Origin of the sequence: uncultured Bacteroides sp., assembly GCF_910586915.1 — a bacterium.
Lineage (GTDB): Bacteria > Bacteroidota > Bacteroidia > Bacteroidales > Bacteroidaceae > Bacteroides.
The window spans coordinates 1-20,870 of record NZ_CAJULN010000028.1; the positions used below are offsets into that span (position 1 = coordinate 1).

The window sequence follows — 20,870 nt, forward strand, 5'->3', positions numbered from 1 at the left end:
CACCGTCCGATTGGACAGATAAAATATTCACTAATTTAATTCAACCAACAGGTTAATAAAAACTATACGAAAATAATTGGTGATTGTTTTTCTAAAATATTAAAAGAAAAAGGTTACATTTGCATTGCATATTATTAGAATTAAAGGCTAAATAAATGAAAAAAGGAGAAGGCATACAATTAACAATTGAAGGATTTGCTGAAGATGCGGATAGAAATTTGTCAAAGATGCATCTTCCAGAAACAATGACAGAGCCTTTTGACCCCAATGAGATTCGTATTGTTCCACAAACGTTATCTATTGATAATGTGATTGCTCGTATTAGAAATGATGAAATAGATCTTAATACGGAGTTCCAAAGGAAGGCTAATTTATGGAAAAGTGATGTACAAAGTCGTTTAATAGAATCCCTTATGTTAAAACTTCCTTTACCTGCATTTTATTTTGATGCTAGTGAAGATGATCGTTGGTTGATTGTTGACGGATTACAGCGACTATCTGCTTTGAAAAATTTTGTTATAGATGAGAATTTACCATTGATAGGATTAGATATATTAAAGGACTATGATAATAGGGGGTTAAAATTTAATGATTTACCTCGAATTATGCAAAGGAGAATTATGGAGGCAAATGTAACTTGTTTCTTAATAAGTCCTGGTACGCCTAAAAAAGTAAAGTATAATGTTTTTAAAAGAATTAATACAGGCGCATTGTCTTTGAATGATATGGAAATTCGGAATGCACTAAATCAAGGACAAGCTTCTACTTTTTTAAAAAAAATAACAGAAGATGCTGGCTTTCGTAAACTAATTCCATTACCTAATGAAAGGATGGAAGATCGTGAGTTGGTTTTACGGTGCATAGCTTTTATACAAACAAACTATTTAAAATATGAAAGTCCTTTAGGTGCTTTCTTAGATCGTGCAATGGAGAAATTGCAAACAACTTCATTAGATGAGTTGGAGAATATTGCGAGCTCAATATTGCGAGGCATTGAGATTCATACTAAAATTTTTGGAAAAGATCGTTTTAGTAGGTCTGTGATTTCTGACACTATTCACCGGCGTCTAAATAGTGCTTTATTTGAAGTATGGGTTGTAATGCTATCAAAATTAACAGCGTTACAAGTAGAAAAAATCTACAACAATCAAATTTCATTAAGAAATGAGTATAAACAGCTATTTTTGGATAAATCATTTAATGATGCTGTGACAACATCAACAGCTAGTAAAAATGCTGTAATTAATAGATTTACGAAAATAGAATCTTTAATAAAAAAACATATTGTATGATCACTAGTATATTTTTAAAGAATTTTAAAGCATTTAGTGACGTTGAGATTAATTTATCTCCTCTCACTTTATTCTGTGGTAAAAATGGGATGGGAAAATCTTCTTTAATACAAAGTTTATTAATACTGAGACAGTCTTATATGGCTGATAAATCTTTGTCAAGACTTCAGCTTAATGGCGATTTGACAAATATTGGTTATGGAAAGGACTTGTATAATATTGAAGGAGACGGAGATATTGTATTTGATATTGTTTCTGAAAAAATTAGACACCTTTCATTGTTTTATTCTCTTAAGTCTGATTCTGACATATTGCAGCTTATAAAAGGAAATGCTGATTCTTTTAATATTGGTAATTTGTCGTTGTTCAATGATAAGTTTCAATATCTGAATGCTGAACGTATTACTCCTAAACGTACATATGAAGCGTCTCCATATGCTGTTGAAGTTTTAAGGACTTTGGGGGAAAAAGGACAATATGCAGTACATTATCTTGATAAGTATAAGTTTGATACAATTCCTAATCTTAACTTGAAACATCCCAATGCTAAATCTAATACTCTATTAGATAATGTGAATGCGTGGATCAGTGAAATAACTTCGGAAGTACGTGTAAAGCCTAGATTTCATCCAGATTTAAAAATATCTACATTAGGATATGAGTTTATTAATCAAAAAGATACAACGCCTGAATTCACATCCGTTAATACAGGGTTTGGCATTACATATGTACTTCCAATAATAATTGCACTATTAAATGCCCAAAAAGGAGATTTATTAATATTTGAAAATCCTGAATCTCATTTACACCCCAAGGGGCAAGTTATGTTGGGAAAATTAATATCGTATGCAGCAAATGATGGGGTTCAAATATTAGTAGAGTCTCACAGTGATCATATTTTTAATGGTATGAGAGTGGCTATTAAGGAAAAAAGGATATCGGCAAATAATTTTTCTGTATTTTTCTTTTCTAGGGCAGAAGAAGGACATTCAATATATGTTGAAGAACCTTTAGTGGATAGCGATGGACGTTTATCTTTTCAACCTAATGACTTTTTTGATGAGTATGCTAAACAATTAAGTCTGTTGATACAAAAAGATTAACTGGTTATGGAATATATGTTAAATGAACTGTCATTAAATCATGTACAAACCAAAATGCAAGTATATGGATTAATGGAAAATTTTGTTCATGCTGCTGTTTATGCAGAACAAAAACTTGGATTAAGTAATTTACGTATAGATACATCTTTGGGGAGAAACTTATTTGATTTATCTTTTTTGAGTAATTATTCCATTGGCGCATGGTTGGGGGATTTTAAAGTGAGTAAGGACTTAAAAGATAAGTTCCTTATCATTATTTCTTCTTCACCTTTGATTACTGATTGTAAATTAGAAAAGCGATTTGAAGAGGAAAATTGTTATTTTAATGACAATTTGGGTCAAGGTCTTAAGGCTGCTTTGATTTGTAACACGTTATGTATTAATTTCCTGACAGAAGAATGTTGGAATACAAATAAGTTATCTGTTATACATGAATATATTGAGAATAATGATATTATAAAATGTGAAGAACAAATTTGTTGTTTTGGAAATAAATATCATGTTGAATCACATCTTGATTGGTTACGAAAGCAGAAATTTGAAAAGTTGAAAGATGGAAAAGAACTTTGGGACAATAAAAATGCTTTTTTCCCTAATCTTATTTTTTGTAATAGTGTAAAACAAAATTTAAGTAAAATAGGAAAGTCTATAGATTTAGCTAATATTATTAGAAGATTGCAAGTGCTGGATGAAGTAGCTATAGAATGGAAAGCTGGTAGTTTTAATTATGAATCAGTTAATAATGCCAAGAATATAGTAATTCATCCTGAAAGTCAAATGACATTAGACAATTATTCTGCTGTCAGATGTTTTTCATTGCCTAATGGAGAGAGGATTGTATTTTCTTTACATGTAATCTGTGGAAATTTGCGGATGCATTTTTATCCCGATAATCAAACAAGAGAAATATATATAGGCTATATAGGTCCTCATTTAAGGACGTGGTTGTATTAAGTATATTTCTATTTATCATATTCCAACTTGACAAATGCACAAGGACCTTGGATTGTGGTAAGTTTCTTGATTCAATGATTTTAGTGGTAAGCAGAACCTGGGAGAATTCACCATTTTATCAGATTATTGACCACCTAAGGCAGTTTATAGAGAGGATAGAGAAGGCAGCTTACTAGGCTGCCTTTTTTGTAATCCTTCCAATCAACAACACACGAATCAACAAACTCTCAAGAAGGGTTACATAAGATAGTACTAAATATATAAGTGAAAAGTTCGGTAAGGATATAAAAAAAGTGAGGGGAACCACCCCCTCACCAAAGTCAAACCAAAATAATCCGAATTATGTCCGTATTATCTTGAGAGTGCAAAGATACAATTATTTTTCGATTAGACAATAAAAATCCCTGCATCGGCTCAATGCAGGGATGGTGTCAAATAAGAGCTTAACTGATTTTTAATGATGTCTGATGAATCATTTCGCTAACATCGTTCAAAGCGTTCAGGAACGTTTTGAGTTCATTGTCAGTAAAGCGAGCCTTTTTCCCGTTGACTATATTCCCGTTAATACGCTGATATAGCCAGTTTCTACTTTTACCAAAATATTTCTTTGCAATATAACTGAATGAGATTGCTTCGGGCAATTCTCCAAGTTTATCACGTAATATGGCTTCTTCCGCTCTTTCTATATAATCATTGCAGGCATTTACCGTTGCTTTTAGCCCAGCTTCAGATGCTTTTTTGTAGGCTTCCTTTTGGGCTTCCGGTAGTTTATTATATTTATCCTGCATTTCCTTTTTGAAAGCTTCTTTTTCTTCTGTGGTTTTTAGTTCTTTGAATCTTTCAAAGTCAGCCTGCATTTCTTTTGTTGGCAGGCAATCATTCCAATCTATCATAGCTTTTAATGTTTGTCCCTCCCCGAAGGGAGGGATGTTAATTACAACTTTTTTAATTTCTCTTGGATTTCGTTCATCCGATCGAGTATGTCATTTATAAGCGCTTCCCGTTCTTTGGCATTTTCAGGAACCCCATAGGCCTCGTGAAATGAAGCGAGAAGTTTTAAATTCTCATACTCTTGTTCTAATTCTTTTTTTTCTTCATCTTTCATCAGTTAAACATTAAAATTAAGAACTCTTATTTGACACTACAAAGATAATAAGCATTTGGTTATTATGCAAATTCTTAGTGATTTATTTTATATGTGATTATTCATTTTTCAAATTGTCAAGTATTTCCCTGATTGCTTTATCAGCGTGTTTTCTCATTATTGTGACATAGTTGAAGATTGGTCTATCTTCTTTCATTGATTGCCCGATACAGTATTCCAGTGTACTAAGAGGAATTCCCAGGTCATATCCATGTTGGACGAAAGATTTGCGGGCTGAATATAGGGTGAATTTATGCCTGATTCCTGCCACCTTGCCTAATTGACTGATTTTTCTGGCCAGCAGGTTATAGCAGGAGGTATAGTTCTTGTATTTCCCGAATATGATTTTCCCTGTATTCTTTTTCATATACTTTTTTATAATGGGCTTTGCTTCTTCGGGAATGGAAAAGGAAATCAGGGAGTCCCCCTCTTTGGTGTTTTTGGTCTTTTTTCGGATGTAGTTTATTTCATCCGTCCGGAAATCGTATGCTAGTATGTCTACTAGGTTCATGCCGGCAAGATAATAAGTAAGCATGAAAATGTCCCGTGTGACGTTGAGATTGTAATGCTCTAAATTGGCGTCCCTGATTGTCTTGAGTTCTTCGACGGTGATTTGCGTTTCCCTCTTTTGGGCTGATGGAATTCTGGCTGTGATGAAAGGGTCGATATCGTAGGTGACGTATCTCATCTTTATAGCATAGTTAATGATAACCTTTAGCAGGGTTATGTAGATGTTGATTGTGGTGCTTGACAGCTTTGTCTTTTTGAGCCATGATATGTACTGGTTCATTCTGATAGGGGTAATATGTTCCATGAGAGAACCGTTCCCGATGAATTGCATAAACTTGTTTGTGGCCAGCCGATAGAGTTTGTATGTCTTGGTACGTTCTTCATCTATTTGGGACAGATATTCATCCACGACATCTTCGAATTTACGGTGCTTTTCTCCGTTTAACGGGTTAGTTATCATTTTGACTAATTGCGTGCACGTGAGCGAATCAGGGTAGTCCAGTTCCATGTATCGCTTGAAATAAAGGTTGTATAGCTGTTGTAATTTTGTATTAAGAAAATCCTTGTCTGGACGGTGTACTATTTTACCGTTCTTAAACTCGTTTTCCCTTACCACTATATCCGTTGTGATGAATCTCGTTTCGGAGTTGTGTGCGACTCGAATTCTTATTTTGTGTGTCCCGTCTGATAACCTTTTTGCAGGAACTATTACTAATGTTAATGTAGCCATAATTTGTGTTTTTAGGGTAAAAATGGCGTTTTCGACCATTATTTTTTTAACATTCTATTGTAATTTACTTATAATCAGATTCTAATCGGGGAATTTTCCGACCATAATCCGACCATTTTATAGCGTCAAAAGTGACGTTTTTGTTTTCTAATATAGACTACTAATTGATAGGAAAAATAGTTCGATTGTGCTTTTAATATGCTGTATACCAGTAAAATAAAAATCGGAAGCTCATGCTCGCTCGCAGGCTTCCGATCAACACAAAAACTAAACTAGACTTAACTAAACTATTCTATTCTCGGAATTTCACAATTCCTTTCTATTCTTTGCAAAGGTAGAGATAAAATGTATTTTGCCAAATAATAATCGACAAAAATCTTAGTTTCACCGATAAAATAGTATATGTTAGCTTCTTTCGTCAAGGAAAGTCTGGAAAATCTGTTTGTAACTGTCGCTGATGGGGATATACGTCTTGTCGAAGACAAGGCGTCCACGGTCAATCACACGTATCTTGTCTTTCTGCACGATGAAAGAGCGATGCACACGTATGAAGCGGCTGGAGGGCAGAAGCTCTTCCATAGCCTTCATGCTCATTAACGACAGGATGGGTTTGGAAGCATTCTCCGTATAGATTTTGATGTAATCCTTCAAACCTTCGATGTACGTGATTTTCTTCAACTCTACTTGTATCAGTTTGTAGTCGCTTTTTACAAAGATACTCTCTATCTCTTCCGGTTTCTGTACCAGTTCAAACCATTGAAGCGCTTTGTTTGCCGCTTGTAGGAAGTCGATGTAGGAAATCGGTTTCAACAGATAGTCGAGGGCGTTGACGCGGTAACCGTCGATGGCATACTGCCCGAAAGCGGTAGTAAATACGATACGCGTGCGCGGGTCTACCATCTTCGAGAATTCCAGTCCGTTGAGTTCCGGCATCTGAATATCTAAAAACAAAAGTTCCACCTCGTTGTCCGGCAATTCCTTCATTGCCTGAACTGCACTCGAATATTTTCCCACAAGTTGCAGAAACGGAGTCTTGCTCACGTAACTCTCCAACAGGCTGAGAGCCAAAGGCTCATCGTCAACAATCGCACAACGCAATACCATAATTATTCTCTATTTGATGTTTTTCTTTACCTACTCTTTGATTCGGATGCTCAATCTTGATTCGTAGACCGAATCGTCTTCCAGGCTTCCCTTCGACCAGGTGTAAGTCCCCGGATAAAGTATCTCCAACCGTCGGCTCACTTGCTCCAACCCGACACCCGAGCCGCTCTTGTCCGCCACCGTCTTTGGATGGTTGCTGTTGCGGATTTCGCAAACCACTTCTTTGTCGTTCTCCGAAATATGGATACTGATAAAACTCGGCTCGGTAGGAGAGAACCCATGCTTGAAAGCATTCTCTATCAGCGAGATGAAGATAAGCGGAGCAATGAGCGTCTGACTCTCCGGCAGAACGTCGAACCGGGTGGTTACCTGCACGTTGGGCGACAGGCGGATGCGCATCAGTTCAATGTAATTGCGGATAAAATCCAACTCCTTGCAGAGAGGAACATACGTCTGTTGGTTGTCGTACAGTACATACCGGAGAAGCCTGCTCAATTCCTGCACCGCTTCCTGCGCCTTATCGGAGTCGAAGGCTATCAGTGCATAGATGTTGTTCAGCGTATTGAGCAGGAAGTGCGGATTCAGTTGGTTGCGCAGATTCTTCAGTTCCGCCTCCGCACGGCTTCGTTCTGCCTCTTTGCGGGCAGCCTCGTTCTGAGTCCATCGCCCGCTCATGCGGATAGCTGCACTCAGTCCGATGGTAAAGACGAGGCTCAGCATATCTCGGATAAAGAACAGCCAGCCCGGCGGCATTCCCGGACGTTGGGGCCTGAAGGTAATGGCCGGGTCGAATGTCAGGCTTTTCCAGAGATGGAGCAATCCCCCGATGACACATAGGAAGAGGATGTTGCAGATGACATATCTTTTTGCCTGACTCTGGAAAAGGTAGCGGGGAACCAGAAAGAAATAATTGACGTAGAACACAATCATGAAAGAGAGTGGTACGGCAAGATGGCGCATATACGCCATCCAGTTGATGTATCCGTTTCCACGTTCGACGAAGAAGAACGGGAAACCGAACATAATCCCCCAGCCGATAATGTGTATCAGTATCTCCAAAGGACGACGTGCGGATGTGAAGTTTTGTTTCATAAAGACAAAGATAGCTTTTTATTCATATCTGATGGCTTCTATCGGGTCTAAATCTGCGGCTTTCTTGGCAGGATACCATCCGAAGAAGACACCGGTGACGGTACATACGGCAAAAGAGAGGAACACGCTCCACGGTTGGATAAAGATGGGCCAGTGTGCCACGCTCTTTACCATCCAACTGGCTCCGCAGCCGATAATCATCCCGATGAGGCCGCCCGTGATGCTAATCAGGATGGCTTCGATAAGGAACTGGCTCAGAATGTCAACACCCCGTGCACCGACCGACATACGCAAACCGATTTCCCGGGTGCGTTCCGTGACGGATACGTACATGATGTTCATAATCCCGATACCTCCTACCACCAGCGAGATACCCGCGATGCAGGCAAGCAGTGTCGTCATCAAATCGGTGGTGGAGTTGAGCATCGTGCTCAGTTCCTGCTGGGTGCGGATGGTGAAATCGTCGTCGTCGGCCGTTTTCAACTTGTGGTTGCGCCGGAGAATGGTGCTGATTTCGTCCGTGGCATACTCCGTCATCTCTTCGGTGAGGGCAGAGGCAAACACACCTTGCAGATAGGTGACGGCAAGCAGGCGTTTCATCACGGTGGTATATGGGGCAAGCACTACGGCATCCTGGTCTTGCCCCATAGAGTTGTACCCCTTTGCCTTGAGCACGCCGGTCACCCGGAAAGGTATCTTGTTGAAACGGATAATCTTGCCTACGGGGTCGCTTCCGTCCGGAAACAGATTGTCCACTATCGTCTTTCCTATCACGCATACTTTCGCAGAGCTTTGGATATCTGCTTCGGTAAACATCTCTCCGTTTTCCACCGTCAACTGACGGATGTTGAGGTAATCGGTTCCTACACCGTTCACGGAAGCCGGATAGTTGTTGTTGCCGGCAATGAGCTGTCCCGATGAAGAGACATTGGGGCTGACCGCCGACAGGAAGTTGGTCTCGTCGCGCAAGGCTTCGTAGTCGGCCAGTTTCAAGGTCTGCATGGCCGACGGGTCTTGCCGCACACCGCCGCGCATATCGGCTCCCGGGTGAATCATAATCATGTTCGACCCCATCTCGGAAATCTGCTGCTGGATGCTTTTCTTCGACCCTTGTCCGATGGCAAGCATCGTGATGACGGAAGCGACACCGATGATGATGCCGAGCATGGTGAGGAAAGCACGCAGCTTGTTGTTTGCCAAAGCCCGGAGAGCTATCTTGAATAAATTGGTTCCATTCATAATAAAAAGTTTGCTGAATAATTATTACTCCTCGTCGTTTTTCGGCAAGGCCGCCAATGCTTCGGCAGCCGACAGAATCTTCGGGTTGACAGTGTCCTCTATCACATGGCCGTCGCGCAGGCGGATATTCCGGCTGCTGTATTGTGCGATTTCGGGATTGTGTGTCACGAAGATAATCGTACGCCCTTCGGCGTGGAGTTTCTGAAATAGTACGAGTATCTCGAAAGAGGTGCGCGTGTCGAGGTTTCCGGTTGCTTCGTCTGCGAGCAGTACGGCAGGATTGTTGACTAATGCACGTGCGATGGCAACCCGTTGCATCTGTCCGCCGGACATCTGATTGGATTTGTGCTCTAAGCGTGCACCCAACCCCACGGCCTGCAACGACGCTACGGCACGGCGGCGACGTTCGGAAGCACTGACCGACGAATTGTACATGAGCGGCAGCTCCACATTCTCCACAGCGGTTGTTTTGGGCAACAGGTTGTAGTTCTGGAACACGAATCCAATCTTGCGGTTACGCAGTATGGCGCGTTGCGACTTGCTCATCGTGCGCACGGAAATGCTGTCGAGCAGATACTCACCGCTTGTAGGTGTGTCCAGGCAACCTAATATATTAAGCAGCGTAGACTTTCCCGAACCGGAAGTGCCCATGATGGTGACAAACTCCCCTTCGTTGATTGTAAACGACACGCCCCGCAACGCATGGACCGTTTCGTCTCCCACCCGGAAGTCTCGTTTGATGTGCTGTATTTCGATTACTTTCTTCATGGTTGTCACTTGTTGTTTTTCTTTTTACTTCCCGGAGGGCCGGGCATGAACGGGCTTCTTTCTCCGCCATTCTCTTTATCGGGTCCGAAGCCTGCGTGTTCTCCCAGCATAGAACCTATGGTAGCTTCGGATACCACGGTTGTTCCCTCGGCAATACCGCCGATGATTTCCGTAGACACGCCGTTGCTGATTCCGATTTCTACCGGATGTGCCGTAAATGTGTTGCCTTCGCGTGTCCATAGCTTATGCTTGCCTTCACAGTCTTTCACGATGTCGTCGGCCCCGATGAGCGGTTGCTCCGGCACGAAACGCAGCGCTTTGTTCGGTACGGACAATACATTCTTCTTGTCGAGGATGTAAATCGTGACATTCGCGGTCAGACGCGGTTTCAGTTTCAATGCGGGATTGGGGGCGGAGATGACCACTTCGTAGGTGACCACCGTGTTTGTACTGCTGCTTGCGCTGCCCGTGCTGCCGGCATCTCCCAAGCGAATCTGTGTCACTACGCCCTCAAAGGTATCGTTGGGATAAGCGTCTACTGTGAAGCTGGCACGCTGGCCCTCCTCCACGCCGCCTATATCCGCTTCGTCTACATCGGCTACCACCTGCATCTGAGTCAGGTCTGCGGCGATGGTAAAGAGCGTCGGAGTCTCGAATCCGGAAGCAACTGTCTGTCCGGCTTCTACGTCGCGGCTGATGACAACCCCGTCAATCGGCGAAGTGATTGTTGCATACGACAAATTCCGCTCTGCTTTTGCAAGCGACGCTTTGCTGCTGTCGTAACTGCTTTTAGCTTTCTGGTAATTGTAAAGCGCCTGTTCAAAATCCATATCGCTGACGAGGGATTTCTCATGCAGTTCTTTGTTGCGTTCGTAATTCTTCTTCTGATATTCGTATTCGGCTTTGGCACCGTCGTAGGTAGCCCGTTGCGAAGCCAGTTCGCTTTGTAGGGTGATACGGTCCATTTCGGCTATCAACTGTCCTTTGGTCACAGTCGAGTTGTAATCGACGTAAATCTTGTCGATGATGCCCGACACCTGCGTGCCGACTTCTACTTCCGTCACCGGTTCGATTGTTCCGGTAGCAGTCACCGAATTTGAAATGTTGCCTTTGCTGACGGTGGCAGTGGCGTACGTGACTTTGTGCTTGGCAGGCGTTCCGCCGAAGAACCCGATTCCCGCACCTGCTACCACAGCGATTGCCACGGCGACTAAGATAATCTTTTTCGTTTTCATTCGTTTTATAATGCTTTTACTGATTTATAATGCTAATTTGTCTCCTTGATAGAATTTCAACAACTGAGTATTCAGTATGGCCATGTATTTGGCCTGAAGCTGTTCTTGCCGGGCTTGCAGCAAATTGTTCTTTTCGGTAAGAAGTTCTACGGTATTCTTCATTCCTAAATTGAATTGTTCGTTCATCAGGTCGTAGCTGATTTGCGTACTTCTCAGTTTCTCGTCGGCCGCCGTGTAACGTTGCTGCGCACTATTGGCCTCCAGCCAAAGAGTCTCAATCGTTTTGTAGAGTGCCTTTTCTTCGTCAAGTAGCGACAACATACTTGTCTCGCGCTGCAATTTCGCCTTCTGTACGGCACTCTTCGTCTGACGGTTGTTGAAAATAGGCACGCTCACCGACAGGCCGATGGAGTTGTTCCATCCGTTCTTTACCTGCTCGCCGAAAGTAAAGTCGCTGCCGCTTGTATGATTGGTGCCGATGCCTGCGCTGAGGCTGATGGTAGGAAGATAGCCCGATTTGGCAATGTCGATTCCCAAGTCGGAGGCTTCTACGCTCAGTTTGCTTGCCTCAATCTCCGGCCGGAGAGCAAGGGCGCTTGCATACACTTCTTTCTTGGCAGGCAACGGAGCAAGCACATACTCGTCGGGTAGGGTGGGGAGGTAGACATCCATTTCATGTTCCCCGTCCAGTTCGAGCAGTTGTTTCAGTTGCAGTTTGTAATCTTGTAAGGTGGCTTGCGCTGTGACGAGCTGGTAACGGTCGGTGCTGACTTGAGCCTCCAGTTGCGCCAAATCACTTTTTGCAAGGCTCCCTGCGTCCAGCAATTGCCGGCCACGGTCGCGCTGCGCAATGGAGACCTGCAACGTATGCTCGTTTACCCTGAACGATTCTGCCGCATAGAGAATCTGGATATAAACCTGTGCGACGGATTCCTGAATCTCATTTTCGGAAGCCGCCACATCGAGTTCGGCTACCCGGTTGTTCAGTTGTTCCTGCTTGATGCTCTTTAGCCGTTTGCTGCCGTTGTATAAAGTCCACGAAGCGTTCAGGCCGTAGTTGCCGTTATAGCTGGTTTTGCTGTTGCTGCTGATAATCTCGCTGCCGCTAACCAGGCTGCTCGTCTCCTGATAGGGACGGTTCACCACCTGCTGGCCGGTAGAGAACGAAAGACTGGGAAACAAAGCAGCCTTCGCTGTCTTTACGTCACTCTCTGTGCTTGCTGCGGCCACACGGTTTTTACGAATCGTAATATTCTGTTCCAGAGCGTAGTCGATGCACGCCTGCAAATCCCATTGTGCAGGGAACTTTGCCTTCGTCAGCGTATCTGCCCGGAGTGGGGCTTCCTGGGCAGACAGCCCCGGAAACAGACCTGCCCCGAGAAAGGCCATCACTGTCAATCTTTTTACATTCATCATATTCATACTTCTATTGGTTTACGGTAACAAAAGTATGTACATACGATATGAACTGCAAAAGCGATAGACAGAACACGGAATTTTGCCGTTGAATCATTTTTTTCTCTCGATAGGGTCATTTTATCGGAAAATTCCGCAACAATTCGGGGGAGTTGTTTGTTATCTTATAAAAGATGTATCTGTACTTATTTACAAACTATAACGACACCATATGAAGAATACACTGCTTTCTATCTGGAATTTCTATCTGGAAGGTTTCCGTAGTATGACACTTGGCCGTACGCTGTGGGTCATTATCCTACTGAAACTGTTCGTCATGTTCTTCATTCTTAAACTATTCTTTTTCCCGAATTTCCTTCGCAGCCATCCCACCGAGGCCGACAAGGGGAACTATGTGGGAAACGAGTTGATACAACGCGCTTTCCCCGAGAAACCGACGGATTTTTAACGCTTAAATTAGATATAAGATTATGATTGAGAGTATTGACACTTCACTTATCGATTGGTCGAGAGCCCAGTTTGCGATGACGGCAATGTATCATTGGATTTTTGTTCCTCTCACACTCGGACTGGCAGTGGTAATGGGCATCATGGAGACGCTGTATTATAAAACAGGCAACGAGTTCTGGAAAAAGACAGCGATGTTCTGGATGAAGCTATTCGGTATCAACTTTGCCATCGGTGTGGCAACGGGATTGATTCTGGAGTTCGAGTTCGGTACGAACTGGAGCAATTATTCGTGGTTTGTAGGAGACATTTTCGGTGCACCGTTGGCCATCGAGGGAATTCTGGCGTTCTTTATGGAAGCCACGTTTATTGCTGTGATGTTCTTCGGCTGGGAGAAGGTGAGCAAGCGTTTCCACCTCGCTTCTACCTGGCTGACCGGATTGGGGGCAACGATTTCTGCCTGGTGGATTCTCGTGGCCAACGCATGGATGCAGCATCCGGTGGGCATGGAGTTCAATCCCGATACTGTGCGCAATGAGATGGTCGATTTCTGGGCAGTGGCAACTTCGCCTGTGGCTGTCAATAAGTTCTTTCATACCGTATTGTCGGGTTGGGTGCTTGGGGCTGTGTTCGTAGTGGGCGTAAGTTGCTGGTACTTGCTGAAGAGGCGCAACCGCAGATTTGCACTTGCCAGCATAAAGATTGGCGCCCTCTTCGGGTTGGTGGCCTCGTTACTGGCAGCATGGACGGGCGACGGTTCGGGCTATCAGATTGCGCAGACGCAGCCCATGAAGCTGGCGGCTATCGAGGGATTGTATGAAGGCGGTACGAAAGTAGGACTGGTGGGAATCGGCTTGCTGAATCCCGGGAAGAGCACCTACGACGATGGAAAAGACCCGTTTCTCTTCCGCATCGAAATACCCGGTATGCTCTCTTTCCTTGCCGAACGTGATGTGAACGGTTACGTGCCGGGCATTGCCGATATTATCGAGGGCGGTTATGAGATGAAGGACGGCACGATGGCTCTGTCGGCTGCCGAGAAGATAGAGCGGGGGAAGACGGCTATCGGTGCTTTGGCTGCTTATCGTGCAGCAAAGAGGGCAGGCAACGAGGAGGAAGCACAGGCTGCCTATAAAGTGTTGCAGGAAAACATTCCTTATTTCGGCTACGGCTACATTAAAGACGTGAACCGGTTGGTTCCGAATGTGCCTCTCAATTTCTACGCGTTCCGCATCATGGTCATGTTGGGCGGGTATTTCATTCTTTTCTTTATGGTGGTTCTCTTCTTTGTTTATAAGAGGGATTTGAGTAGGGTGCGCTGGCTGCAGTGGACGGCTCTGCTGACTATTCCTTTGGGATACATTGCCGGACAGGCGGGATGGGTGGTTGCCGAATGCGGCCGTCAGCCGTGGGCTATCCGTGATATGCTGCCTACATCGGTCGCTATCTCGAAGTTGGAGGTAGGTTCGGTGCAGACTACTTTCTTCATATTCCTGCTCTTGTTCACGGTCATGTTGATGGCAGGAGCCGGAATTATGGTAAAGGCCATCAGGAAAGGGCCGGAGATGGGAGATAACGTAACTATTAATCATTAATCCTCATAGACTATGTATTTATTTCTACAACAATATTGGTGGCTGGTCGTATCCTTGCTTGGAGCCATTCTTGTGTTTTTATTGTTTGTGCAAGGAGGTAATTCGTTGCTGTTCTGTCTCGGTAAGACGGACGAACACCGTAAAATGATGGTGAACTCCACCGGACGCAAATGGGAGTTTACGTTTACTACGTTGGTGACATTCGGCGGGGCTTTCTTCGCTTCTTTCCCGTTGTTTTACAGCACCAGTTTCGGCGGTGCTTATTGGCTGTGGATGATTATTCTTTTCAGTTTTGTGTTGCAGGCTGTCAGCTACGAGTTTCAGAGTAAGGCGGGAAATCTGTTGGGTAAGAAGACGTATCAGACTTTCTTGGTGATAAACGGGGTGGTAGGGCCTTTGTTGCTTGGCGGGGCAGTGGCTACTTTCTTCACGGGTTCCGATTTTTACATTGATAAGGGCAATATGGCGGATACTTTCATGCCGGTTATCAGTCGTTGGGGAAACGGTTGGCACGGGTTGGATGCACTGACGAATGTGTGGAATGTGGTTTTAGGACTGGCGGTGTTCTTTCTTGCCCGCGTGTTGGGGGCATTGTATTTTATTAATAATATAGCCGACAGGGAGCTGACGGACAGATGCAGGCGTGCGGTACGGAACAATGCTGTTCTGTTTCTTGTGTTTTTCTTGTCGTTTGTGATTCGTACGTTGGTTGCCGATGGCTTTGCGGTGAATCCGGATACGCAGGAGATTTCTATGCAGCCTTTCAAGTATTTCACTAATTTTGTGGAGATGCCGGTGGTTTTGGTCTTGTTTCTGGCGGGGGTTGTTTTAGTGCTCTTCGGTATCGGCAAGACGTTGCTTAAGGTGACTTTCGATAAGGGTATCTGGTTTACGGGTATCGGCACGGTGCTCACCGTATTGTCGCTGCTGTTGGTGGCAGGGTATAATAACACGGCTTATTATCCGTCTTATTCGGACTTGCAAAGCTCATTGACTCTGGCTAATAGCTGTTCCAGCCAGTTTACACTGAAAACAATGGCTTATGTCTCCATACTCGTCCCCTTTGTCATTGCGTATATTTTCTACGCCTGGCGAAGCATTGACCGCCACAAAATTACAAAAAGAGAACTCTCTGAAGGAGAACACTCTTATTGAATTAAAAATTGAAGGCTGCGCAAAGGAAGAATCAGTACCATTGCGCAGCCTTTAATTTTTAATTGTTATTTGATTGTGTTTTCGGGCTTACCGGCGATGTAGGCTTGTATGTTGCTTGTGGCGATGTTTATCAGGCGTTCGCGGGCTTCTGAGGTTGCCCATGCGATGTGTGGGGTGATGTAACAGTTTTTGGCTGTCAGCAATGGGTTGTCGGTGCGTGGGGGTTCGGTGGAGAGGACATCTATTCCTGCTGCGTAGATTTTGCCGTTGTTCAGAGCGTCCGCCAAATCCTGTTCGTTAATCAGGGGACCGCGACCTGTGTTGATAAGGATGGCAGAGGGCTTCATTAGGGCAAGGCGGCGGGCATTTACCATTTCGTGTGTATCGGGGGTAAGCGGGCAGTGCAGGCTGATGATGTCACATTCGCTGAATAACTGGTCTAACTCCATCTTTTTGATTTCTGGGGGAAGTTGGAAATGTGATTTGGAAGTAACCGCATATACTTGCATACCGAAACCGATGGCGATGCGTGCCGTTGTGTATCCGGTATTTCCAAGCCCTACCAGACCGATTTTCTTTTCCCTCAGTTCCATCAACGGAGTGTCCCAAAAACAGAAGTCCTTACTGTTAGTCCAACGGCCCTTGTGAACCTCTTCCGAATGGTGCTGTACCTGCTGGCAGATATTCAGAATATGTGCAAATACCATCTGGGCAACGGATGGTGTGCTGTATGAAGGGATGTTGGTAACGATGATATCCCGCTCTTTGGCGGCGGCAATGTCGACTACATTGTATCCGGTAGCCAATACGCCGATATATTTCAGTTCGGGCAGTGCGCTCATGTGCTCGGCGCTGATGATTACTTTATTGGTGAGAAGCACTTCCGCTCCGGCTGCGTGTTCCAATACTTCTTCGGGGGCGGTGCGGTCGTATATCATACATTCTCCGAGCGCTTTAATACCTTCCCAGGACAAATCTCCGGGATTGGCGGCAAAGCCGTCTAAAACTACAATTTTCATTTCAGTTATTATATTATAGGTTATATGTTCTTTCTTGGACGAGAGTTTGTTATTTTTTGAATCTCTCTCCCCACAACTGTATCATCCGTTCGGTATGTCTCTGTTCGGCGGGGTTGTTCTGAGGTTGCCATATCCGTTTGTCTTTCAGCTCGTCGGGCAGGAATTGCTGTTTCACGAAGTTGCCTTCGTAATTGTGGGCATATTTGTACTCCTGTCCGTATCCCAATTGTTTCATCAACTTGGTAGGCGCGTTGCGCAGATGCAACGGGACAGGCAGATTTCCTGTTGAACGCACCAACTCCAACGCATCGTTTATCGCGTTGTAGGCCGAATTGCTCTTGGGGCTGGTGGCCAGGTATATCGTTGTTTCCGCTAAGGGAATCCGTCCTTCGGGCCAGCCGATTTTCATCAGCGTGTCGAAGCAGGCATTTGCTAAAAGCAGGGCATTGGGGTTGGCCAGGCCGATATCTTCCGAGGCCGAAATGACAAGCCGGCGGGCGATGAAAGCAGGGTCTTCACCGCCTTCTACCATACGGGCAAGCCAGTAAATAGCCCCGTCGGGGTCGCTGCCGCGTATCGACTTGATGAAGGCGGAAATAATGTCGTAATGCATCTCTCCGTCCTTATCGTAGGCAAGCGGGTTTTGTTGCAACCGTTCGGTCACCATTTCGTCGGTGATGACAACGGTCTCTTCCGTTTCCGACTGGACGACGAGTTCCAGTATATTGAGCAGTTTGCGGGCATCTCCACCGGAGAAGCGCAACATGGCTGTGGTCTCTTTCAGTTCGATGCGGCGTTCCTTCAAGGCAATGTCCGTCGTGACGGCACGTTGCAGGAGTTCGAGCAGGTCTTCTTTCTCCAATGATTTGAGCACATAAAGCTGGCAGCGCGAAAGGAGAGGGCGGATGACCTCGAACGACGGATTCTCCGTGGTCGCGCCAATCAGTGTGACGGTTCCGTTCTCCACCGCTCCCAACAGGGAATCCTGCTGCGACTTGCTGAACCGGTGGATTTCGTCGATAAACAGAATCGGGCTCGACTGTGAAAAGAAGCGGTTGCTTTTGGCACGGTCTATCACTTCGCGCACATCCTTCACTCCCGAGGTAACGGCACTCAATGTATAAAAAGGAGTTTCCAGTTTGTTGGCGATGATTTGCGCTAAGGTCGTTTTACCCACTCCGGGCGGGCCCCAGAGGATGAAAGAAGAGATGCGTCCTGCATCAATCATCTTGCGCAGGATAGCACCCGGCCCTACTAAATGTTTCTGACCGATGTATTCGTCTAACGTTTTCGGCCGTAGCCGCTCTGCCAAAGGTTGCATAGTGTTCTTTTAGAATGCTGTTAATATCATGAACCGGATACCGTGGATGTTGATATTCGGGTTGTTGCGGTAAGTGAGACGGTGTATGTACTCAACGTGCAGCAACTTGCATATGTTGAAAATACCGAAGCCCACCTCTACGTAAGGCACTTTGGGGTCCATCACGAAACTGGTGAACTCTCCGTCGCGTGTCGGGAAGCGGAACAGGTCGGGATTATTACTTTTGAACGGATTGTTCTTGTCGGTCAGCGTTCCCCACAAGGCGCGCACGCGGAACATCTCTCTCCATTTCAGTTTCTTGATGAGCGGGATGCGGTTGAATAGCTTTCCGTTCATGTTGTAGGAGAGAGACAAGGCGGCAAATCGGTCGTTGAGAAACTCCATGTTATTGATGAGGCAGAATGTCTCGTGCTGGGTGATATACGACAAGTTTGCTTCGGGCAAAATCAGGAGCGGGAAGGGGACTGTGTTCCATTCGGCTCCCGCTTTCAGGCTGACGTCTACTTTTCCCCACGAGGCGGGAAGCCAGAAGCGCTTCCATATGCTCGCTTCCGTACGGTTGAAGTTGTATTCGCCGCCCAATACGCCCTTGAATCCCATCGCATGGGTGAGCGTGAAAATGGGCGCATCCAGGGATACGGGAATGCGGCGTTGCTTGGAGTTGACGAACGATTCGCCCGGCGCATAACGTAGTGTCAGGCTTGCTTCGGTGGTCGTGATGTCGTGCAGGCGGGTGTGTGCGGCGTCATTGCGCAGGTATTCCAATTTGCCCACCGGTTCGTCGTTGCGTCGGCGGAGCATGGCCTTCACGCCGAATCCCGTCATGGTCTCCAGTTCGTAGTTGACGGTTGCGTCGCGCATATACGACATCTGGTCTACCGTTGTTGTTTTCACCGACAGGAATACATTGTCTTTGTCCGTAAACAGGAATTTGTCCATCGGCGACATGACGTCATAGCTGTAGGTTGCCGAAACAAAATGTTTGGGAAACTCCCATACCACGTAGTCGCGTTTGTTGAACGAATAGGTCAGCGTTCCGCTGTATTTCCATCGTTTGTCCTTCAGGCCGTAGGCTCCGTAGCCGCTCATGAACCAGTGCTTGTTGAGGTTAGCTGTGGTCATGGCGCTCAGACGGAAACGCATACCGTCGATGTAGTTGTTCGAAATCATGGTGTTGATAGGCCCTATATCCACCTTGCTGGGATGGTCGGGACTGCCGGTTTCCACAAAATTCTCAATCAGGGCTTTGGCTCCGAAGATGATGTACTTGAATCCCGGAATCTGCTCGAGACGCTTGACGAACACATCCATCGTACTTTCCGTCTTTGTCAGCGGAACCTGGCGGACGCTTGCCCAGTATTCATCGCTTTTTGAGAGCATATCCGCTTCCTTTATTACATTCCCTTTGAGCCGGAAGAGCCGTTGCTCGATGGGGTCGAACTTATAGTTGCTGTATTTGGTGATTCGCTCCACTTGCAGTCCGCCTGCCGTTTTGTTGGAACTCCAGGAAAGGTCTACGGTCATGTCGTCGTCAGACAGTACCCAGTTGCCGTTGGGCAGTTGTTCGTACTGCTGCACGATGTCCATGCGGTTCACGAAGTTCACTCCGCTCTTTTTGGGCAGGTTCATCGTACATTTGCGCACGGCATACGTCGAATCGTTGAGTACGTACAGATGTCCGGTGAACCCGAAGTCCTGCGAATTCTGTGGGACGAACGTCAGGTGTACGCATTCGCGCTTGTCTACCACCAATGTATCCATCAGGTAAAATTTGTAAAAGGAGATGGCGCTGCTGCCGATAGGGCTGACGAAACGCTGCTGGAGCAGGCGAATCTCGTCGTCGTAGATATTGATGTCGGAAAAGACATCTTTCAGTACAGTCCCGAGCATATCTCCCGTCGAGAAGAACTCTTCGATACCGTTCGAGTTTTTCCCCTTGATGATGGTTTTCTTGCTTTCGGGGTCTTTGCGATAGATGGTTTGCGAGGCCGTCTCCTGCACGGATATCGGAAGAATCAGCTTGTTCGTTGTTTCCGACACCTCCACCTGGTCTTTGAGGAAAGCATATTTTTTGTAGATACCTTTCTCCAGTTTCTCCGGCGTGAGGTCGTTGATGGACATTTTCATCTTCTCGTACTTCTCGTACTGGTAATAATCGTTCGCTTCGAGCACTTGCGCTTTCTTGTGCTCGATGACTTTTTTCATGAATTCGACTGCCGGATTGTTCTTGCGGGAATATTTCTCCTTCTTCGGCTTGACGACAACTTCGTTCAAGAGTACATTCTCCGGCGCCAACTGTACGTTGACGGTTTGACCGGCATACTGCACCTTGACTGTCTTGCTGACATAGCCGATGGCGGAGAAAACGAGTGTCCCTCCATTTCTGCGTGCATCGAGGCTGTACTCGCCGTCGATGTTGGTGATAGTGCCCATATCTCTTTTTTCCTGGTAGTAAACGGAGATATACATCAATGGCTCGTGTGTCACCGAATCGGTTACTACCCCTTTTATTTGCTGTGCAAACGCATTGGAAGCTGTCAATACAAACAAGAGCAGTATCAGTATTTTGTTATATCGTTGTTTCATAAAGTTCGTAGTAGGGCTGCAAAGTTAACAAATAACTCTCAGGGTGAGAGCATATATAACTTTTTTTACCCATCGTTTTTGGTTGTTTACAAGCATATGCAGGCCCGATGCTCGAACCGGCCGGCCTCAGGCATATCTATTCAACAATTTGTTCCGGGTT

The 20,870-nt window shown here is 45.3% G+C and carries 18 protein-coding genes; 6 read left to right on the top strand and 12 right to left on the bottom strand.

Annotated features, from left to right (window positions below; genetic code table 11):
- Positions 1-155: 155 nt before the first annotated feature.
- The 3 genes from QZ331_RS10260 to QZ331_RS10270 are packed head-to-tail and all read left to right on the top strand — an operon-like array spanning position 156 to position 3,349.
- On the top strand, positions 156-1,292 hold the full coding sequence (locus QZ331_RS10260; protein WP_294629937.1) for a DUF262 domain-containing protein: 1,137 nt from the start codon (positions 156-158) through the stop codon (positions 1,290-1,292).
- A complete protein-coding gene (locus QZ331_RS10265) occupies positions 1,289-2,395 on the top strand; it encodes a DUF3696 domain-containing protein (protein ID WP_294629938.1) in 1,107 nt (368 codons plus the stop codon). The genes QZ331_RS10260 and QZ331_RS10265 overlap by 4 nt, the downstream gene beginning before the upstream one ends.
- Positions 2,396-2,401: 6 nt before the next feature.
- The gene (locus QZ331_RS10270) at positions 2,402-3,349 is read left to right on the top strand and encodes a hypothetical protein (RefSeq protein WP_294629939.1); all 948 of its coding nucleotides are present in this window, start codon (positions 2,402-2,404) and stop codon (positions 3,347-3,349) included.
- Between the two features lie 443 nt (positions 3,350-3,792).
- Here the strand turns inward: QZ331_RS10270 and QZ331_RS10275 are convergent, their stop codons facing one another.
- From QZ331_RS10275 to QZ331_RS10315, 9 genes are all read right to left on the bottom strand, one after another.
- Positions 3,793-4,242, bottom strand: coding sequence for a DUF5053 domain-containing protein (locus tag QZ331_RS10275; protein WP_004311570.1), 450 nt, complete (start codon positions 4,240-4,242; stop codon positions 3,793-3,795).
- Positions 4,243-4,283: 41 nt separating this feature from the next.
- A complete protein-coding gene (locus tag QZ331_RS10280) occupies positions 4,284-4,454 on the bottom strand; it encodes a hypothetical protein (RefSeq protein ID WP_004313367.1) in 171 nt (56 codons plus the stop codon).
- 97 nt (positions 4,455-4,551) lie between these two features.
- A complete protein-coding gene (locus QZ331_RS10285) occupies positions 4,552-5,772 on the bottom strand; it encodes a phage integrase SAM-like domain-containing protein (protein ID WP_294629944.1) in 1,221 nt (406 codons plus the stop codon).
- A 366-nt stretch (positions 5,773-6,138) separates the two neighbouring features.
- Positions 6,139-6,837, bottom strand: a complete 699-nt coding sequence (locus tag QZ331_RS10290) for a LytTR family DNA-binding domain-containing protein (protein ID WP_294629946.1) — start codon at positions 6,835-6,837, stop codon at positions 6,139-6,141.
- A 30-nt stretch (positions 6,838-6,867) separates the two neighbouring features.
- On the bottom strand, positions 6,868-7,929 hold the full coding sequence (locus QZ331_RS10295) for a histidine kinase (protein ID WP_294629948.1): 1,062 nt from the start codon (positions 7,927-7,929) through the stop codon (positions 6,868-6,870).
- Between the two features lie 18 nt (positions 7,930-7,947).
- Complete coding sequence (locus tag QZ331_RS10300) at positions 7,948-9,168, bottom strand: ABC transporter permease (protein WP_294629950.1); 1,221 nt, start codon at positions 9,166-9,168, stop codon at positions 7,948-7,950.
- A gap of 24 nt (positions 9,169-9,192) precedes the next feature.
- Entirely contained in the window at positions 9,193-9,936 is a 744-nt protein-coding gene (locus QZ331_RS10305) for an ABC transporter ATP-binding protein (protein ID WP_294629952.1), read from the bottom strand.
- Positions 9,937-9,941: 5 nt separating this feature from the next.
- A complete protein-coding gene (locus QZ331_RS10310; protein ID WP_294629954.1) occupies positions 9,942-11,171 on the bottom strand; it encodes an efflux RND transporter periplasmic adaptor subunit in 1,230 nt (409 codons plus the stop codon).
- Positions 11,172-11,195: 24 nt separating this feature from the next.
- Complete coding sequence (locus QZ331_RS10315; RefSeq protein WP_294629955.1) at positions 11,196-12,593, bottom strand: TolC family protein; 1,398 nt, start codon at positions 12,591-12,593, stop codon at positions 11,196-11,198.
- A 205-nt stretch (positions 12,594-12,798) separates the two neighbouring features.
- Here QZ331_RS10315 and QZ331_RS10320 point away from each other — a divergent pair, with 205 nt between their 5' ends.
- The 3 genes from QZ331_RS10320 to cydB are packed head-to-tail and all read left to right on the top strand — an operon-like array spanning position 12,799 to position 15,784.
- Positions 12,799-13,035 (top strand): DUF4492 domain-containing protein, encoded by a 237-nt coding sequence (locus QZ331_RS10320; RefSeq protein WP_294629957.1) that lies wholly within the window; start codon positions 12,799-12,801, stop codon positions 13,033-13,035.
- Positions 13,036-13,057: 22 nt separating this feature from the next.
- Positions 13,058-14,629, top strand: a complete 1,572-nt coding sequence (locus QZ331_RS10325; RefSeq protein WP_294629959.1) for a cytochrome ubiquinol oxidase subunit I — start codon at positions 13,058-13,060, stop codon at positions 14,627-14,629.
- A gap of 12 nt (positions 14,630-14,641) precedes the next feature.
- Positions 14,642-15,784, top strand: coding sequence for a cytochrome d ubiquinol oxidase subunit II (cydB, locus tag QZ331_RS10330; RefSeq protein WP_294629960.1), 1,143 nt, complete (start codon positions 14,642-14,644; stop codon positions 15,782-15,784).
- Between the two features lie 65 nt (positions 15,785-15,849).
- Here the strand turns inward: cydB and QZ331_RS10335 are convergent, their stop codons facing one another.
- The 3 genes from QZ331_RS10335 to QZ331_RS10345 are packed head-to-tail and all read right to left on the bottom strand — an operon-like array spanning position 15,850 to position 20,710.
- Positions 15,850-16,803: a D-2-hydroxyacid dehydrogenase gene (locus QZ331_RS10335; protein ID WP_294629962.1), complete on the bottom strand. Its 954-nt coding sequence runs from the start codon at positions 16,801-16,803 to the stop codon at positions 15,850-15,852.
- Between the two features lie 49 nt (positions 16,804-16,852).
- Positions 16,853-18,124 carry a replication-associated recombination protein A gene (locus QZ331_RS10340; RefSeq protein ID WP_294629964.1) on the bottom strand — a complete coding sequence of 424 codons (1,272 nt, stop codon included), beginning with the start codon at positions 18,122-18,124 and terminating at the stop codon, positions 16,853-16,855.
- Between the two features lie 9 nt (positions 18,125-18,133).
- Positions 18,134-20,710, bottom strand: coding sequence for a DUF5686 and carboxypeptidase-like regulatory domain-containing protein (locus QZ331_RS10345; protein WP_294629965.1), 2,577 nt, complete (start codon positions 20,708-20,710; stop codon positions 18,134-18,136).
- Positions 20,711-20,870 lie beyond the last annotated feature (160 nt).

What these genes read in the sequence shown, in the direction of transcription:
- QZ331_RS10340 (WP_294629964.1), bottom strand. Translation starts at nt 18,124, where the DNA reads ATGCAACCTTTGGCAGAGCGGCTACGGCCGAAAACGTTAGACGAATAC.
- QZ331_RS10345 (WP_294629965.1), bottom strand. Translation starts at nt 20,710, where the DNA reads ATGAAACAACGATATAACAAAATACTGATACTGCTCTTGTTTGTATTG.
- QZ331_RS10265 (WP_294629938.1), top strand. Translation starts at nt 1,289, where the DNA reads ATGATCACTAGTATATTTTTAAAGAATTTTAAAGCATTTAGTGACGTT.
- cydB (WP_294629960.1), top strand. Translation starts at nt 14,642, where the DNA reads ATGTATTTATTTCTACAACAATATTGGTGGCTGGTCGTATCCTTGCTT.
- QZ331_RS10305 (WP_294629952.1), bottom strand. Translation starts at nt 9,936, where the DNA reads ATGAAGAAAGTAATCGAAATACAGCACATCAAACGAGACTTCCGGGTG.
- QZ331_RS10290 (WP_294629946.1), bottom strand. Translation starts at nt 6,837, where the DNA reads ATGGTATTGCGTTGTGCGATTGTTGACGATGAGCCTTTGGCTCTCAGC.
- QZ331_RS10310 (WP_294629954.1), bottom strand. Translation starts at nt 11,171, where the DNA reads ATGAAAACGAAAAAGATTATCTTAGTCGCCGTGGCAATCGCTGTGGTA.
- QZ331_RS10320 (WP_294629957.1), top strand. Translation starts at nt 12,799, where the DNA reads ATGAAGAATACACTGCTTTCTATCTGGAATTTCTATCTGGAAGGTTTC.
- QZ331_RS10300 (WP_294629950.1), bottom strand. Translation starts at nt 9,168, where the DNA reads ATGAATGGAACCAATTTATTCAAGATAGCTCTCCGGGCTTTGGCAAAC.
- QZ331_RS10260 (WP_294629937.1), top strand. Translation starts at nt 156, where the DNA reads ATGAAAAAAGGAGAAGGCATACAATTAACAATTGAAGGATTTGCTGAA.
- QZ331_RS10275 (WP_004311570.1), bottom strand. Translation starts at nt 4,242, where the DNA reads ATGATAGATTGGAATGATTGCCTGCCAACAAAAGAAATGCAGGCTGAC.
- QZ331_RS10335 (WP_294629962.1), bottom strand. Translation starts at nt 16,803, where the DNA reads ATGAAAATTGTAGTTTTAGACGGCTTTGCCGCCAATCCCGGAGATTTG.
- QZ331_RS10315 (WP_294629955.1), bottom strand. Translation starts at nt 12,593, where the DNA reads ATGAATATGATGAATGTAAAAAGATTGACAGTGATGGCCTTTCTCGGG.
- QZ331_RS10280 (WP_004313367.1), bottom strand. Translation starts at nt 4,454, where the DNA reads ATGAAAGATGAAGAAAAAAAAGAATTAGAACAAGAGTATGAGAATTTA.
- QZ331_RS10285 (WP_294629944.1), bottom strand. Translation starts at nt 5,772, where the DNA reads ATGGTCGAAAACGCCATTTTTACCCTAAAAACACAAATTATGGCTACA.
- QZ331_RS10295 (WP_294629948.1), bottom strand. Translation starts at nt 7,929, where the DNA reads ATGAAACAAAACTTCACATCCGCACGTCGTCCTTTGGAGATACTGATA.
- QZ331_RS10270 (WP_294629939.1), top strand. Translation starts at nt 2,402, where the DNA reads ATGGAATATATGTTAAATGAACTGTCATTAAATCATGTACAAACCAAA.
- QZ331_RS10325 (WP_294629959.1), top strand. Translation starts at nt 13,058, where the DNA reads ATGATTGAGAGTATTGACACTTCACTTATCGATTGGTCGAGAGCCCAG.